We start from the raw sequence: 18,163 nt of genomic DNA on the forward strand, positions 1-18,163 counted from the left end.
ACAACTTTATCACCAAGCACTGGAGCAACTTAAACAGGAAGTTGCTTATAACTATCTGAGAATTCTTTACCAATGCGTTACCAATTTACTCGCTCCTAATCAACATCCTTGGGAAATTCAAGGCGCAATTTATGACGAAAAAATTATGTTGCCCTTGCATGAGAAAGCGAACGATCTTTACGCAATGGGAACACTCTATGTTAATAAATTAATCCTTTGTTACTTGTTTCATGAGTGGGAATCAGCTATTGAATTTGCCACTCAGGCTAAAAAATATTTACGTGGAGTATCTGGTTGTTTTACGGTACCTGTATTTCACTTCTACGATTCCTTGACTCATCTGGCTACATTACCCAACAATCAAGACTCAAACCTACAGCAAGTCATTGACAACCAGAATAAGCTGAAAAAATGGTCACACCATGCACCCGTCAACTATTTACACAAGTTTTACTTGGTGGAAGCCGAGCAATATCGGGTATTAGGGAAGATATATGCAGCAATGGATTACTACGATCGCGCGATCGCAGGTGCTAAAGCCAATGGCTATATCCAAGAAGAAGCTTTAGCTAACGAATTAGCTGCAAAATTTTATCTTGCTTCGGGGAAGGAGAAAGTCGCCGTAGGTTATATGCAGGAAGCATATTATTGTTATGCCCGATGGGGAGCAAAAGCCAAAATTGCCGACTTAGAAAAACGCTATCCCCAATTACTCGCTTCCATCTTACAGCAAAGCCGTGCTGTTGTTTCCACTAATGAAACTATCTTCACCGTGGGGACTGTCACAAAAAGTAGTTCTTCGGCTTCTAGCAGCAGTGTCTCACATACCCTCGATTTAACAGCAATTTTCAAAGCATCTCAGACTATCTCCGGGGAAATCGAACTAGAAAAACTGCTTTCATCCTTACTTTCTATTGTGATTGAAAATGCTGGGGCTGACAAATGTGTATTAATACTGCTGCAAGACGATCATCTATTAATTCAAGGCGCAATTACTCAAGGAACACAACCCATTGTGTTGCAAAGTCTTGCCATTGCTGACAGTCAAGATATTCCCCAGAAGCTGATTTACAAAGTTAAAAACAACCAACAAACTGTAGTGATACTAGATGCAAACGCAGATATTACCTTAAGCAATGATCCCTATATTATCCGTCAGCAGCCTCAGAGTATTTTGTGCAGCCCGATTTTGAATCAAGGCAAATTACTGGGGATTTTATATCTAGAAAATAATTTAGTAAAGGGAGCGTTTAAGAGCGATCGCATCGAACTACTCAACCTCATCTGCGCGCAAGCTGCAATCTCCCTAGAAAATGCCCGACTTTATCAACTTGCTCAGGAATCCGCCCAACAATTACAGCGATCGCTTGATGAATTGAGCGCAAGCAATTCTCGCTTTCATAACTTGGTAGATAATCTTCCTGGGGTTGTTTATCAAGTTCATTTGTCTACTAATGGGGAACAATCTTTACCTTATATCAGTGCAGGCTGTTATCAATTATGGGAAATCCCAGCCCAGCAAATGAATGCTAATGTTCAGGCTCTCATGGATATAGTTCACCCAGAAGATATTACAAATTTCCAACAGGCACTAGGAAGCGCAATTACGACTCTGACTTCTGGGCAATGGTCAGGTAGAATTTTAACACCTTCTGGAATTGTTAAGTGGGTTCATGCGGAAGGCTACATCCGCAAACTTGTGGATGGTAGTCATGTGTGGGATTGCATCATGTTAGATATCAGTGAACGCAAACAAGCGGAACTGGCTTTACAACAGGCACAATTACAAATCATTCAAAGTGAAAAAATGTCTGCTTTGGGTAATTTAGTGGCTGGTGTCGCCCACGAAATGAATAATCCTTTGGGCTTTATTGCTGCTAGTCTCAAACAAGCTAAACCCACCTTTGCCGATATTCTTGAACATTTGAAAATCTATCAAGAAACCTTCAGCGACAAGACTGAAGAAATCCTCGATCATGAGTCAGAAATCGACTTGGAATATACCATAGAAGACTTTCCCAAAATGCTCGATTCTATGACAATAGCGTGTGATAGATTAAAAAATATCAGCACTTCCCTCCGCACTTTCTCCCGTGCTGATAGAGATTACAAAGTGCCATTTAATCTTCATGAAGGTATTGATAGTACCATCTTAATTCTCAAACACCGTCTCAAAGCCAACGAACAACGTCCTGCAATTGAGGTAATCACTAACTACGGCGATTTACCCCAAATAGAATGTTTTCCTGGGCAATTAAATCAGGTATTTATGAACATTTTAGCCAATGCCATTGATGCCTTAGATGAATTAAATCACGGTAGGAGTTTTGAAGCAATTCAAGCTCATCCTAACACCATTACAATTACCACATCAATAGTCGATAAATTTGTCAAAATTTCCATTTTGGATAATGGTAAAGGCATCAGCGAAGAAGTAAAACACAAAATATTTGACCATTTATTTACTACTAAATCTGTCGGTAAAGGTACAGGCTTAGGCTTGGCTATAGCTAAACAAATTGTCGCAGAAAAACACGGCGGTAAAATCACAGTCAATTCTGTTCTAGGTGAAGGGACAGAATTTATCATCCAACTACCAGTGTAAATTTTTACGTCATTACATAGTAGTGTTGAGCGTTTGGGAATACTAAATCAAGACATTTTCTAGATTTAGGTATGATGATTGACACTATTTTGGAAATTCCCGGATATCGCATTAGTGAAGAACTCTACAACGGTTCGAGAACACTGGTTTATCGTGCAGTCAGAGACAGCGACTCACTACCAGTAGTGATCAAACTCCTGAAAAATCCTTATCCCAGTTTTAGCGAACTGTTGTTATTTCGCAATCAATACACCATCGGCAAAAATCTCAACTCACCTGTGATTATTCACACCTATAGCCTTGAACCCTTACGTAATGGCTATATGTTAGTTATGGAAGACTTTGGCGGAATTTCTCTCAAGGATTATTTCAGCAAACATCGGCACGTTGACTCTTTAGAGGAATTTTTAGCGATCGCGATCGCCCTGTGCGACATCCTAGACTTACTCTATCATGAGCGAATTATTCATAAAGATATTAAACCCAGCAATATCTTAATTAATCCCGACACTAAACAAGTTAAGTTAATCGACTTTAGTATTGCATCATTATTACCTAGAGAAACTCAAACCCTTGTTAACCCCAATGTTTTAGAAGGAACACTGGCTTATATCTCTCCCGAACAGACAGGGAGGATGAATCGAGGAATTGACTATCGCACAGATTTTTATTCTCTGGGTGTAACTTTTTATGAATTACTCACTGGCAAATTACCATTTACAACAAATGATCCAATGGAATTGGTGCATTCTCATATTGCGAAAATTCCGCCACTCATACATAAAATTAATTCAGATATTCCCTCAGTCATCTCGGAAATCGTCAATAAATTGATGGCGAAGAATGCTGAAGATAGATATCAGAGTGCATTAGGGTTAAAATTTGATTTAAAAAAATGTCTGATTCAGCTAAGAGAAAGTGGAGGGATAGAAGACTTTGAAATTGCGAGTCAGGATTTGTGCGATCGCTTTATCATCCCTGATAAACTTTATGGACGAGAAGCTGAAGTCAATACCCTACTAGAAGCCTTCGATAGAGTTAGCCTTGGTGCAACAGAAATGATGCTGGTAGCTGGGTTCTCTGGAATTGGGAAGACTGCGGTTGTCAACGAAGTGCATAAACCCATTGTCAGACAACGGGGCTATTTTGTTAAAGGTAAATATGACCAATTTCAACGGAATATTCCCTTTTCGGCATTTGTGCAAGCCTTCCGTGATTTAATGGGGCAATTATTGACCGAAAGCGATGTCCAAATTCAGCAGTGGAGAAATAAAATATTAGAGGCTGTAGGCGAAAATGGACAAGTAATAATTGAAGTCATTCCCGAATTAGGAAACATTATTGGGCAACAACCAGCAACATCAGAATTATCAGGAACAGCCGCCCAAAATCGCTTTAACTTATTATTTCAAAAATTCACCCAAGTCTTTACAGCTCAAGAACATCCCTTAGTGATGTTTTTAGACGATTTACAATGGGCTGATTCCGCATCACTTAAGTTAATGCAGCTATTAATGACTAATACCAGGTATCTTTTCATTATTGGTGCCTACCGTGATAACGAAGTCGGTCTCGGACATCCATTATTAATGACCTTGAGTGAAATCCACAAAACACAAGCCACAATTAACACGATTACTTTAGCACCACTGAGTCAAGTACAAGTAAATAAATTAGTGGCTGATACACTTAAATGTCCAGAAGATTTAGGATGGAATCTTTCTGTATTAATCTATCAGAAAACTCAAGGCAACCCATTTTTTGCTACACGTTTTCTCAAAGCATTACATCAAGAGGCACTGATTCAATTTGATTTTGATTTAGGATGTTGGCAATGTGATATTTCCCAATTAAAAGCACAAGCAATTACAGATGATGTTGTGAGTTTTATGACTTTGCAATTGCATAAACTCCCACCATCAACACAAGAAATCATCCAACTGGCAGCTTGTATTGGTAATTCTTTTGATTTAGCAACTTTAGCAATTGTGGCGGAACAATCTCAAACTGAAGCAGCAGCTTGCTTATGGAAAGCACTACAAGAAAGTTTAATTGTACCAATTGGTGATGTTTATAAGTTTTATGTCGGTCAAGAAAAGATTATAGACATATCGACAAATCAACAAACTATTGCCTATAGATTTATACACGATCGCGTCCAGCAAGCGGCCTATTCTTTGATTCCTCATGTCCAAAAACAAGCAACTCACTATCAAATTGGTCAACTACTTCTAAAACAAATTTCTCCTGATGCAAGAGTTGAACGCATTTTTGAAATAGTCAATCAATTAAATTATGGAACTTCTTTAATTAGTGAACAAACACAACGCACAGAACTAGCCCGACTTAACCTCACCGCCTGTCGCAAAGCCAAAAATTCTACCGCCTATAAAGCAGCCCGTGAATATGCCACTGTGGGATTATATTTGTTAGGAGAAAATGCTTGGCAACAGCAGTATGAAATGAGTCTTGCCTTCCATGAACTAGCGGCAGAAGTTGCCATGCTGAGTGGTGAGTTTGAGGAGATGGAAGATTTAATTGAGACTGTCATTAAACAGGCACATTCTTTACTGGAACAGGTCAATGTTTATCGTTTGATAATTCAATCAAAAACCTCCCAGCGTCAACTAATTGAAGTGTTGAAAATTGGGATAGAACTTCTGCAAAAGTTGGGCGTAACAATCAATGAATCGCCCACACCAGAAGATATTCAACAGTCAATGCAAGAAATTAGTAACCTGATTGGCGATCGCCCAGTTACAGATTTTGTCAATCTCCCGGTGATGACAGATGCAAACAAAATTGCCATTGCCCAGATTACTAGCAGCATCATGTCAGCAGCTTACACCTGTGGATCTCCTTTGTATCCATTACTAGCTACCTTATTAGTCAAATTATTCATTGAGTATGGCAATACATCTATTTCTGCAACTAACTATGCTTGCTATAGTTTAGTTCTTTGTAATATGCAGCAAAATATAGATTTGGCGGTACAATTTGGACAATTATCATTGGATGTAGCATCAAATTTTGATGATAAAACCACCAAACCTGAAGTATTATTTCTGTTGAGCAGTTATATTTTTCACCGCAAATCTCACCTCAAAGAAACACTACCCCTCTTGAGTGAAAGTTACACCACGGGGCTAGAAGTTGGCAACCTGGAATACACTGCATATAGTGGTCATACTTTCTGCGGATATTCTTTTTGGTGCGGTCAATCCCTTGCTACCTTAGAACGAGAAATCCACACCTACTACAATGCTTTAGTGCAATTGAAGCAGTTGGGAACAGCTAATTATTGTGTAATTTATTGGCAAGTAATTTTAAATTTACTAGGTTTTGCAGAGCATTCTACTATTTTATCTGGCTCCGCTCTCAAAGAAACAGAATTTCTTCCCTTGCTAATGTCTGCAAATGATTTCTATGGATTATTTCTTTTCTACTCTTATAAATTGACCCTTTGCTTTTTATTTGAGGATATTGAGCAAGCTAACAATTATGCCTTTGAGTGTAAAAACTATTTCATGGGAGGCGTGGGGACAATTGGTGAACCTACTGTTTATTTTTATGATTCGTTAATTGCCTTAGCACAATTAAGTCAAGCCTCCGGTGAAAAATCAAGCCTCTTAGAAAGGGTAGAAAAAAACCAAGCTCAATTACAACTATGGGCGCACCATGCACCCATGAATCATCAGCATAAGTTTGATTTAGTAGAGGCGGAAAAATGTCGCATTTTCGGACATAAAGCCGCAGCCAGCGAACTGTACGATCGGGCAATATCTTTAGCGAAAGCCAATGAATATATCCAAGAAGAAGCACTAGCTAATGAACTGTCCGCTAAATTATACCTAAATTGGGGCAAACAGCGTTTAGCACAAGAATACATGATTGAAGCTTACTATTGTTATGCTCGTTGGGGAGCAAAAGCCAAAGTCATAGACCTAGAAAAACGCTATCCCCAATTACTCGCCCCGATATTAAAGCAAAGTCGTTGTGTGGTTTCTACTAACGAAACTATCATCAGCTTGGGGAATGTGACATCTACCAGTTCTTCAAGTTCTAGCAGCAATGTCTTAGATACGTTAGATTTAAAAGCAATTCTCAAAGCATCTCAAACTATCTCTGGGAAAATCGAACTAGACAAACTACTGTCATCGTTACTTTCCATCGTGATTGAAAGTGCTGGGGCTGATAAGTGCGTATTAATGCTGCTGCAAGACAATCATCTATTCATTCAAGGTGCAATTACCCAAGGAACGCAACCGATTGTTTTACAAAATCTTCCCATTGTAGACAGTCAAGACATTCCCCACAAACTCATTTACAAAGTCAAGCATAGTCAGTACACCGTAGTCTTATTGGATGCAACCGCAGATACCACCTTAGCCAATGACCCCTATATTATCCGTCAGCAACCTCAGAGTATTTTGTGTAGCCCGATTTTGCATCAAGGTAAGTTGCTGGGAATTTTATATCTAGAAAATAACTTAGCCAAGGGAGCGTTTACCAGCGATCGCGTCGAACTGTTGAATTTACTTTGCGCTCAAGCAGCAATTTCTCTAGAAAATGCCCGACTTTATGAACGTTCTCAGGAATACAGCCAACAGCTAGAGCGATCGCTCCATGAGTTAAGCATTGCTCAATCCCGCTTCCATAATCTTGTGGATAACGTTCCTGGTGTAGTGTATCAATTCATCATGGCCTCTGATGGTTCAGTGTCAATGCCGTATATGAGTAGCGACTGTTATGATCTCTATGAAATCACTGCCGAACAAGCGATCGCCAATGTACAGATCATTCTGGATATGGGACATCCAGAAGATGTTGAATCTTATCATCAGTCGGTTGCAAATTCAGCTCAAACCTTAACTCCTTGGCTGTGGGAGGGGCGAATTATTACACCTTCTGGAATTATTAAGTGGATTCACGGTGAAGCACGCATCGAAAGACTGGTGGATGGCACGTTAGTTTGGGATGGCTTGTTACTGGATATTAGTGAACGCAAACAAGCGGAACTAGCTTTGCAACAGGCACAATTACAAATCGTCCAAAGTGAAAAAATGTCTGCTTTAGGTAATTTAGTGGCTGGTGTCGCCCACGAAATGAATAATCCTTTGGGCTTTATTGCTGCTAGTCTCAAACAAGCTAAACCCACTTTTGCTGATATTTTTGCACACTTAAAACTCTATCAAGATAGTTTCCCCAATAAAACTGAAGAAATCCTTGACCATGAGTCAGAAATTGATTTGGAATATACCATAGAAGACTTGCCTAAAATGCTGGATTCTATGGCAATGGCGTGCGATAGATTAAAAAATATCAGCACTTCCCTCCGCACTTTTTCTCGTGCTGATAGAGATTACAAAGTACCATTTAATCTTCACGAAGGTATTGATAGCACAATCTTAATCCTCAAACATCGTCTCAAAACCAACGAACAACGTCCCGCAATTGAGGTAATCACTAACTACGGTGATTTACCCCAAGTAGAATGTTTTCCTGGGCAATTGAATCAGGTATTTATGAATATTTTAGCTAATGCCATTGATGCTTTAGATGAATCAAGTCACGCCCGGAGTTTTGCAGAAATTCAAGCTCATCCTAACTCCATTACGATTACCACATCAATGGCTGATAAATATGCAAAAATCTCCATTACTGATAACGGTAAAGGGATGAGTGCAGAGATACAACAAAAGATATTTGACCATTTATTTACTACTAAAGCAGTGGGTAAAGGTACAGGTTTAGGCTTGGCTATAGCTAAACAAATCGTTGAAGATACTCACGGTGGTAAGTTAACTTGTCATTCTGTTGTGGGTAAAGGTACTGAGTTTGTGGTGGAAATTCCAGTATTTTGAAATTTCTGAGCGTATCTGGGAATACTCAATACTGGGGTTTTGACAATAGTTTTACCTCATACCAATTCGCAATTCGCAATTAAGAAATCTAGCTCCAGTAAGACTTTCCTGATTTCTCTCTGTCGCATTCTTTTCTTAAATTGGTATTACTTGATTTAAATAATACTTTTAAAAATTTCGCTCAGATGTATTTTCATGAATGACGCAGATTATCAACAGCGTTTAGCTGTAGCCAAAGCAGTTAAACAATTTCATCAGGGCAGACTTAACCGTCGTGAGTTCCTGAAATTTTTAGGATTGGCTGGCTTTGGTTTTAGTAGCACCCGGTTTTTGAGTGGTTGCAGTCAGACTGTAAACAAGCGATCGCCTCAAACCACTGCATTGCAACTAGCCGATCTGCTCACCTTGGAGCAAAAACAGTTTCTCAAAGAAATTGGCAAATCTCTCAAGGGTAAAACCCTGCGGATTGTCACAGAAGATATGGCATCCTGTCAGGCAATCTCAAGGATTACCAAACAACAGTTTACTCCGTTGACGGGAATCGAAGTGGAATGGAGTTTGCTACCACTCGATCGCGTCCTCGCCCGCATCACCCAAGATACAGCCCGACAAGCCGGGGTGCATGATATTTTCTACGTTGATCAAGCCTGGATTGGACGGTTTATTAATGACAGTGTTAACCCCAAAAGCCTGTTAGATAAAAAAGATTTTGCCTATCCCGGCTACAATTTTGACGACATCCTCAAACCCCTGTTAGATAACGTTGCTTCCTACAAAGGGCAATTGGGCGGGATTCCCATTGATGTTCCCATCTTTATCATGATGTATCGCCGGGATGTGTTGCAGGAGTTGGGGTTAAAAGTACCCACCACCATGTCGGAATATTTAGAAGTGGTGAAAGCCATTCATCAAGCAAAATCGCCCCAAATGGCTGGGACAACTGGGCAATGGCTACCGGGTTCCTATGCTTTGAACTGCGACATGACTTCTTGGCTATGGGCATTTGGCGGCTCGGTGTTTGGTGCTGATGAACAACCTGCGATTAATGATGACAAAGCGATCGCCGGCTTGGAATACATGATGGAACTAGGGCAATATATGGCTCCCCCATCCCGTGTATCTGATTGGTATGGACAGGCCAATGCTTTCATCCAGGGACGAGCCGGGATTTACATTTCCTGGGGGGAATTTTTTCCTGGGTTTGATGATCCTAAAATCTCCAAGATTGTTGGTTTAGCAGAAGCCGCACCCTGTCCTAGAGAAGTCGCATTGCGATCGCCATCAGAATGCGGTTTTGGGGAAGTCCCTGGTATTAGTCACCAAGGTGGTAGCTGTTTAATGCTCTCTCGCTACAGCAAAGATATAGATGCAGCTTGGGTGTTTCTGCAATGGATTACGAGTCCAGAAATTAGTCTGTTAGCCAGTCTCGAAGCAGGCTCAAGTGGCATCCGCAGAAGTACCTATGAGTACCCAAAAACTCAACAACAGGGACAAATCACCTCAACAACAACGCGACGACACATGGAGGTAGTGCTTGATGCCATTCTTAATCGGATGGGTACAGAACCCCATTTACCCAACTGGGCGCAACTAGCAAATGGCGACTTTCCCATAGAACTGGGCAAAATGGTCACTCAACAACAAACGGTAAAAACAACAGTCGAGCAGATGGCTAAACTAGCCGCCGCCGCTAAATCAGCTTGATGTCATTCAAAAAAACCGTTGATAAGAGGCAGGGGACAGGGATAACTAAAGGTACAAACCGAACTATGTTCCGCTTCGCTAATACCTGCTCCCCTGCTTTTTGATTTTCCCCCTGCTCCCTTGCTCCCTGCCCCCCTGCTTTTTGATTCTCCTCACCATTAGCCCAACTGAGAAAGTTTTATGACCCACACACAGACTCAATCCCTCACCCAAAAAAGTTTACGCTATCAGTTGCTCTCAGCATTTCTATTGATTGCTTTAGTGCCAATGGGAGCATTAGCACTATGGAATCAACAAACTACCCGTAAAGCACTCCTAGAGACAGCAAACCAATCATTAGAATCTGCGGCTTCTCAAACTGCGGCTCAGATTGATGCCTTTATGCAGGCGAATTTGAAGGTAATCGCCACGGAAAAACAACTACCGGATTTAGTGAATTATCTGGAGCGATCGCCAAACAATCCCCCAACAGCCGCACAACATCAAGCTACTTTAAAAATCCTCAACACCTTACAAAACAAAGACCGTATTTTTATTACCTCCTACGCCATCTTGAATTTGCAAGGGCAGAACATCTTAGATACAAATCCCCAGTTGCAAGGAAAGTCTGAGGCGAACTATCAATATTTTCAAACCGCACTGGAAACCGGAGAACCCTTTGTCTCGGCAGTTGAGTTCTCCTCTGTGGATAACAAACCATATTTTTATTTCAGTCAATCGATCCGCAATCCTGATACTGGCAAAGTGATCGGCGTATTGCGTAGTCAATATAGTGCGGCTATTTTGCAACAGTTGATACTGCAAAACAACCAACTAGCTGGAGATTTTTCTTTTCCTATTTTGCTCGATGAAAACCATCTTCGCTTGGCACAAGCTGACCACGTAGATCAAGAAGCACCGACAAAACACTTGTTTCATCCACTTGTTCCTTTAACTTCTAATCGCCTGGCTCAATTACAGTCTCAGAATCGTTTACCCCGCCAACCCATAGATCACGTAACCAACTTGCCAGACTTTGAGAAGGGAGTTTCTCAAATAGATACCGCCGCACCCTACTTCACCGCCTATCTGACAACTCGCAACAAAACCCTTTATGCCGGGGTTGTCGGACGGATGAAAACTCAGCCTTGGCTAGTTGCGTTCGTGCGTCCGCAAGGGTTGTTCCTCAAACCTGTAAATCAACATACCTTTAACCTGTTGCTATTGGGATTGATCACCGCCGGGGGTGTAATTATTTGGGCAATACGAGTGTCAAGTAATATCTCCACCCCCATGACGCGATTAACTGCTGCTGCCGAAAAACTGGCGAAAGGGGAATGGAGTGATCCAGAATTATTGTTGTCTACTGAGCAACATTCTGGAGCTAGTGAAATTACCACATTGGCTAACAGATTTTTAGAAATGTCGAATCAACTTCAGGCGGTGTTTGCTAATTTAGAGCAACGAGTAGCCGATCGCACAGCAGAACTCCAAGAGGCCAAGCTGTTAGCCGACACCGCCAACCAAGCGAAAAGCGAATTTCTCGCCAATATGAGCCATGAATTACGTACCCCACTCAATGGCATTCTGGGTTATGCCCAAATATTACAGCGCAATGAATCCCTGACACCCAAAGCCCGTAATGGAATTGACATCATTTATCAATGTGGTAGTCATCTTTTGAGTTTGATTAATGATGTCCTCGACCTCGCCAAAATCGAAGCTCGGAAACTCGAACTCCATCCCGTCCCCTTTCATTTTCCTTCCTTTCTAGAAAGTGTGGTGGAAATTAATCGCATTCGGGCGGAACAAAAAGGTATTGCTTTCAACTTCCACACAGATACTCAATTACCAGTAGGAATTGCTGCGGATGAAAAACGTCTGCGGCAAGTTTTGATCAATTTATTGGGAAATGCGATTAAATTTACCGATCGCGGTAGTGTCACCCTTAAAGTTACCTCAAACAACCAGAAAATTCGCTTTCACATAGAAGATACTGGGGCTGGTATGACTCCAGAAGAAATTGCTAAAATTTTCCTCCCCTTTGAGCAAGTGGGCGATACGAAAAAGCAAACCGAGGGAACAGGGTTAGGGTTAGCAATTACTCAACAAATTATCTCGCTGATGCAGAGTGAGATTCATGTGCAAAGCACTCCCGGTGTGGGTAGTAGCTTTTGGTTTGAAGTGGAACTAGAAGCAATTAAAGATTGGGCTGCGGCTTCTAGAGTAGTTTCCCAAGGTGTAATTAAGGGTTATGTCGGTGCAAAACGTAAAATTTTAGTAATTGATGACCGTTGGGAAAATCGTTCGGTCTTGTTGAATCTCCTCGAACCCATCGGCTTTGAAATCATCGAAGCCAGCAACGGACTAGAAGCAATTGAGTTAACCTTGCAACAATCACCAGATTTAATTATTACTGACTTAGCAATGCCTGTAATGGATGGATTTGAGTTTTTGCAAAAATTGCGTTCCCATTCCCAGTTGCAAAACCTCATAGTTTTGGTTTCCTCTGCCAGTATCTTTGATATTGATCGCCACAAAAGCCTCACTTCTGGGGGTAACGATTTTTTACCTAAACCAGTACAAGCAGAAACTTTATTCTCACTTCTGGAAAAATATCTGCAATTAAATTGGATATATGAAAATTCCACCGCACCACCGCAACCAGAAATTGTCATTAGTGAAATCCAGCCACCGGAAACCGCTATCTTGCAGCAACTCTGGGAACTAGCCCAAGACGGAGAACTAGACGGCATCATCGAAGTCGTCCAGCAACTCCAGGGTGAAAATACTACTGCATTTAGCCAAGAAATTATCCGTATGGTTGAGGGTTGCCAAATCAAACAGCTACGAGCATTTATTCAAAAATACCTTTCTTAACATTCTTACATTGGAAACCAAAACCTATGCTATCTACAAACCAACCGTTTATCTTAATTGTGGATGACAACCCTACTAACTTATCTGTGTTGTCTCAATCTTTAAAAAGTGCTGGCTATAAAGTCCGTATGGCCGTTGATGGGGAAGATGCCCTTGCCCAAGTAGAACGCAACCATCCAGAATTAATTTTACTTGATGTAGAAATGCCAAACATGGATGGTTTTGAAACTTGTCGTCGTCTCCAGGCAAACCCAGCAACAGAAAGCATTCCCGTCATTTTTATGACGGCTTTAGCCGATACGGAAAATAAAGTCAAAGGTTTATCACTCGGTGCAGTTGACTATATCACCAAACCCTTTGCAGAAACAGAAGTTTTAGCACGGGTCAAAATTCACTGGCGACTCAAACAGTTGACAGATAATTTAGGATACCAAGTTGCCGAACGTACCCAAGCTTTACAACAGGCTCAAGTACAACTAGTACAAAAAGAGAAACTTTCAGCATTAGGTCAATTAGTGGCTGGGGTTGCCCATGAAATTAATAACCCCATCGGTGCTATTGTCGGCAATGTCGGTGCTATCCAAGATTATATCCGGGATTTATTACACATCATCGACCTCTATCAAGAGAAATTACCTCAACCCGGTGCGGAAATTGACAATGAATTAGCCGCAATTGATCTTGACTATGTTCGAGAAGATTTACCGCAACTCATTCGCGCCATGAGAGATGGAGGCGATCGCATTACATCTATCAGTAAAAGTCTGCGGACTTTTTCGCGTGCGGATAGCGACCAGAAACTATATTTTAACATCCATGAAGGTCTTGATAGCACTCTTTTAATTCTCAAACACCGTCTCAATGCCAACGAACAACGCCCAGCGATTGAAGTTATTACAAAATACAGTGATTTACCGGAAGTAGAATGTTTCCCCGGTCAGCTAAATCAAGTATTTATGAATATTTTGGCGAATGCCATCGACGCATTAGATGAATCAACTGAAGGTTATAGTTATCAGGAAATACAATCTAATTCACATAGAATTATTGTGCAAACATTAATTGAAAATAACTATGTAAAAATCTCAATTCATGATAATGGCAAGGGTATGAGTGAAGAAGTTAAAGCAAGAATTTTTGACCATTTATTTACTACTAAAGCTGTCGGTAAAGGTACAGGTTTAGGCTTGGCTATAGCTAAACAAATTATTGAAGAAAGCCACGGTGGCCAGTTGAGTTGTCATTCTATCCTTGGTCAAGGTACTGAGTTTTTGATTCAGCTTCCACTTTAAAAATTAGTGATGATTCTGGGTATCTAGTTGCCAAATGCGGATAGTTTTGTCTCTACTGCTGCTGGCGATAATTTGTTTGGCTGGGTTAGTGGCGATCGCTAAAATCCAATCAGAATGGCCAGAAAGAGTATGCAATAATTTACCTGTTGACATATCCCAAATCTTGACGGTGTTGTCTAGGCTACCACTAACTAAGGTTTGGTGATCAAATCCTAAAGCTAGAGTTACTACCCTGGCATCATGTCCCGTTAGGGTGTGGAGTAGTTCGCCTGTCTGCACATTCCAAAGCCGAATGGTTTGATCCCAACTAGCACTAGCTAATGTTTGACCATCACGGCTAAAAATTACGGCTCTCACTGCATCTTCATGTTGGGTGATTTCTTTTACCAGTTTACCCGTCTGCAAATCCCAAATCTTCAATGTTTTGTCAATTCCCCCAGTCGCAAAAGTTTTGCCATCAGGACTCATCGCTACAGAAAAAACTCGACCTCGATGTCCCAAAAATGTGTGCAGTAGTTTACCTGTGTAGAGATTCCAGGCTTTAATTGTACCGTCGCCGTTACCACTAACAAGAATCTGTCCATCATTGCTGATTGCTAGTGACCAAACTGGGACGGGATCGAGAGTGATTGTCCGCATCAACTCTAAGGTTTGAAAATTCCAAACTTTGATTGTACTGTCTCCCCCAGCACTGACTAGGGTTTTTTCATCTCTACTCAGAGCGATCGCCCTGACAATGTTACTATGTCCTGATAAGGTGCGTACAACCTTGCCCGTGTTGAGATTCCAGACTTTGATCGTTTGATCTGCACTCGCACTCACTAAAGTCTGTCCATTTTTAGTCAGAACCACAGACCAAACTGCATCTGCATGACCATTTAAAGTTTTGACTGCTATCTGATTTTGAGTATTTGAACTCTGATTAAAATGTAAAAAAGCATCTCGATTTTGTGGAATGGGATGATTTGCTGGTGCGGCTTTCCAAATATAGTAACCAAGCAGGATTAAAGTGAGAATTAAAAGATTGCTGAGTATAATCCCCAGCATAAAATTTGATTTTAAAGGTGAAATAACAATAGGTTTTGGAATATCTTTTAAACGTGTTTTGGATAAAAGTATTTGCTGATATTCTTCTGCTGATGGTAAGGATATAGACAGGTCTTTTAAGGATGTATTGATTGTTTCAGGTGGACTAATAGCGTTATGAAAGGAATCATGAACACAAAATAAACTATCTGACTTTTGATTGACGCTGACCGCCAATAAATGCTCATCAGAAATGGCACTGTCTTGGATTTTTTCCTCAACAGTAAAGACAAATAACTTAATTAATTCACCATCTTCTAAAGACACCCGACTTTTGTCAGTCATTGCTTGCGGAATCTTCACCCCAATTCTAGCGGGTTGGTAACTCCATAAATCAGGTATGACTAAGCTATCTATACATTCTGGAAAATTATTTCTGTTGATGAGCCTGACAGGCCCTGTACACAGACAAATAAAAATATTTTCTAGTTGTATGGGCTGTAATTTACCTGCTAAATAATAACAAATAAAAAAAGGAACATCATTGCGCCCAAAGTCATCTAACCCATCGTTATATAACCACCCAAACAAACTTTGTTCTGAGTTTAGCTGATGTAGATAAGCGGCTCTATATCCTGGGCTTGGTGGTTCATAGGAATCCCAATATTGATAAACTATCTGTTCTAGAAAGGCTTGCTGAATTTCCTGTGTAATCCCTCCACTCACGACAGTTCTAAATCCCACGACTGGGAAACTGGTATGTATAAGTTGACCTAGCCGCAAAGATACCATACTGATTTGGAGAAATGAGTTAGGTTAGCAAGAGAGATTTGGAGGGGGAATTTTCAATTCGCAATTCGCAATTCGCAATTCGCAATTAAAAGGTTCATTAAAGGTGTAGGTAAAGATTGTAACCCAATGCCCAATTCCCAATGCCCCATGCCCCATGCCCTATGCCCCATGCCCAAACTTGAGAGTCTGATTGAGTGATTGTTGGTTGGGGGTGTTGGGTTGGGGTGAGGGTTTTAATCCATTGAAGGCAAAAAATAGTGCAGCGATCGCTCCTACTAAAATTACACTGACTGCATACAAAATTAAAATTGACTTGGGATTGTTGGCTGGTGTTTTCTCCGTAGGGGATGGAGTCTGGGTTACTTCACTGGCTAAATTGGCTGGTGATGCGCTGTTACCTGACTGATTTATCTGTGATAGTAGCCACAGCAGAGGGTTAGCTGCACCTTGGGGTTTGAGGCGCGAAACACCGTCTACAGACACAATTGGTATTGCAGAATAGAAAATTTGGTGGCTGGCTTTCACAGTATCGAGGTAGATAGTCAGGGGTTGTAGGTTTGATTCTATCTGTTGCTGAGTTGCTGGGTTGAGTTCTAGCAAGTCACACTTAGTTAAAATCAGTGCAAAAGCATAGGGGATATTGTACTTATAAACTACGGAGGCGATCGCCGCTACTTGGTTGTAAATATCCTCGATGATTTTGGGATAATCTTTGTCGTGTATTAAAGCATACGCATTAATAAATACACAGCAACCGTTAGAAGTCAGGATCATTTCCTGAAATTCGGGATTATGAATATTACATAATTCGCCGGGGATATCCCACCAGAGAAAATGACAGACAGTTTCCTGTCCTGACTGGGTTTGACGCTGCAAACTAAAGTTAAAGTTAGTAATTTTAATTGTAGGGGGTGGATATGAACCACTACGAGCTACAAGATTCTTAATTTTTTCGAGATTGGTTTGGACTTCACTATCTTGACAATCGAACCATAACTGTTGGGGATTGTCTGTGTTGCTATCAGGATGTAATTCTGTGTAGCTACCTGCAAGAAAAACCGTTTTGCCTACTCCTCGTTGACCAATACTTAACAGGCTAAATGTTTTTGGGGTAGATGTAGGTAATAAATTCATATCATTTAGGGCTGATACCGATTCATTCTTGTCCAATCTTGAGTTGAGCCGACGTTCGGATTTTCACTGGGGTTATTAGTACCATAAATTTGTCCTTGCCGATTCATCCAAAAGTAGTTGTAGCTTGTCGGTAGCTCAACATCAGGATATCCGTAGGGGTTTGTCCAAGTATTGACATTGCCCAGATTCTCACGAAATTGGAAATTTTGCCGATTTATCGATTCATGACGTTGATGGTTTACCTCATTCCAAGTTCGTTCTGACCATTCACGATATTCTCTGAATTTTTGCCCTTCTGTTTGCGAGATTTCTATGTTCTGCGCCATGATCCCCTGAACACCAAAAGCAGCCCCATTGGTAGCCGTAATTTGCTCTGCTACTTGTGGCAACCATGAAGCATAGTTAAACCACTGTGATTCGTAAGCAGCAGCACAAGTCATCACCATTGTACAAATGTTATAGCTTTGTACGATGCTGCACTTAGCTACCCCTCGGTAAAGGATACCATTGAAATAGGATGTGTAATCCCATTCGTGAGCGATCGCACATCCAGCCATCGGTTTTGCTGGGCGGGGTTGACTCATCCGTAAGTCATAGGGCTGCATCGCCAAAAGTTTCTCATAGACAAATTGCCCAGGATGATAATTAATCGGCAATCCAGAATTGCCCACCATAATTGTCAAAGCGGTATTGTCTGGTGAAGAGAGAACAACCGCAAATTGACCATCTTCCACTACTCGCCAACCGTTAGGCACTACATAATTAAAATATTGTCCACGCCGGATTTCCCATGCACCAGGGTTAGATCCTGGGGAAGAAAAAGGAGACTGGTTATAGTTATACATATGCTGCTATGACAAATGTTGGGACTGATGTTAGATACATTT

8 protein-coding genes are annotated in these 18,163 nt (G+C 41.0%); 5 read left to right on the forward strand and 3 right to left on the reverse strand.

What is annotated here, in order from left to right; translation table 11 throughout:
* From CV014_RS00805 to CV014_RS00825, 5 genes are all read left to right on the forward strand, one after another.
* Positions 1–2,605, forward strand: a 2,605-nt coding sequence (locus CV014_RS00805) for a GAF domain-containing sensor histidine kinase (RefSeq protein ID WP_236140289.1), incomplete at its 5' end; no start/stop codon positions are given.
* A gap of 74 nt (positions 2,606–2,679) precedes the next feature.
* Positions 2,680–8,469: a trifunctional serine/threonine-protein kinase/ATP-binding protein/sensor histidine kinase gene (locus CV014_RS00810; protein ID WP_236140435.1), complete on the forward strand. Its 5,790-nt coding sequence runs from the start codon at positions 2,680–2,682 to the stop codon at positions 8,467–8,469.
* Between the two features lie 195 nt (positions 8,470–8,664).
* Positions 8,665–10,173 carry an ABC transporter substrate-binding protein gene (locus tag CV014_RS00815; protein ID WP_236140290.1) on the forward strand — a complete coding sequence of 503 codons (1,509 nt, stop codon included), beginning with the start codon at positions 8,665–8,667 and terminating at the stop codon, positions 10,171–10,173.
* Between the two features lie 180 nt (positions 10,174–10,353).
* Positions 10,354–13,032 (forward strand): hybrid sensor histidine kinase/response regulator, encoded by a 2,679-nt coding sequence (locus CV014_RS00820; protein ID WP_236140291.1) that lies wholly within the window; start codon positions 10,354–10,356, stop codon positions 13,030–13,032.
* A gap of 26 nt (positions 13,033–13,058) precedes the next feature.
* Positions 13,059–14,324, forward strand: a complete 1,266-nt coding sequence (locus tag CV014_RS00825; protein ID WP_236140292.1) for a hybrid sensor histidine kinase/response regulator — start codon at positions 13,059–13,061, stop codon at positions 14,322–14,324.
* A gap of 3 nt (positions 14,325–14,327) precedes the next feature.
* Here CV014_RS00825 and CV014_RS00830 read toward each other — a convergent pair whose 3' ends face one another.
* From CV014_RS00830 to CV014_RS00840, 3 genes are all read right to left on the reverse strand, one after another.
* Positions 14,328–16,076, reverse strand: coding sequence for a WD40 repeat domain-containing protein (locus tag CV014_RS00830; protein WP_236140293.1), 1,749 nt, complete (start codon positions 16,074–16,076; stop codon positions 14,328–14,330).
* Between the two features lie 225 nt (positions 16,077–16,301).
* Entirely contained in the window at positions 16,302–17,276 is a 975-nt protein-coding gene (locus CV014_RS00835; protein ID WP_236140294.1) for a hypothetical protein, read from the reverse strand.
* Positions 17,277–17,281: 5 nt separating this feature from the next.
* Positions 17,282–18,121 carry a hypothetical protein gene (locus CV014_RS00840; RefSeq protein ID WP_236140295.1) on the reverse strand — a complete coding sequence of 280 codons (840 nt, stop codon included), beginning with the start codon at positions 18,119–18,121 and terminating at the stop codon, positions 17,282–17,284.
* Positions 18,122–18,163: the final 42 nt, after the last annotated feature.

Source organism: Nostoc sp. CMAA1605 (assembly GCF_021596505.1).
GTDB lineage: Bacteria > Cyanobacteriota > Cyanobacteriia > Cyanobacteriales > Nostocaceae > Trichormus.

Bases quoted from the DNA above. Each gene is read 5' to 3' on its own strand.
- CV014_RS00820 (WP_236140291.1), top strand. From the start codon at position 10,354: ATGACCCACACACAGACTCAATCCCTCACCCAAAAAAGTTTACGCTAT.
- CV014_RS00840 (WP_236140295.1), bottom strand. From the start codon at position 18,121: ATGTATAACTATAACCAGTCTCCTTTTTCTTCCCCAGGATCTAACCCT.
- CV014_RS00825 (WP_236140292.1), top strand. From the start codon at position 13,059: ATGCTATCTACAAACCAACCGTTTATCTTAATTGTGGATGACAACCCT.
- CV014_RS00815 (WP_236140290.1), top strand. From the start codon at position 8,665: ATGAATGACGCAGATTATCAACAGCGTTTAGCTGTAGCCAAAGCAGTT.
- CV014_RS00835 (WP_236140294.1), bottom strand. From the start codon at position 17,276: ATGAATTTATTACCTACATCTACCCCAAAAACATTTAGCCTGTTAAGT.
- CV014_RS00810 (WP_236140435.1), top strand. From the start codon at position 2,680: ATGATTGACACTATTTTGGAAATTCCCGGATATCGCATTAGTGAAGAA.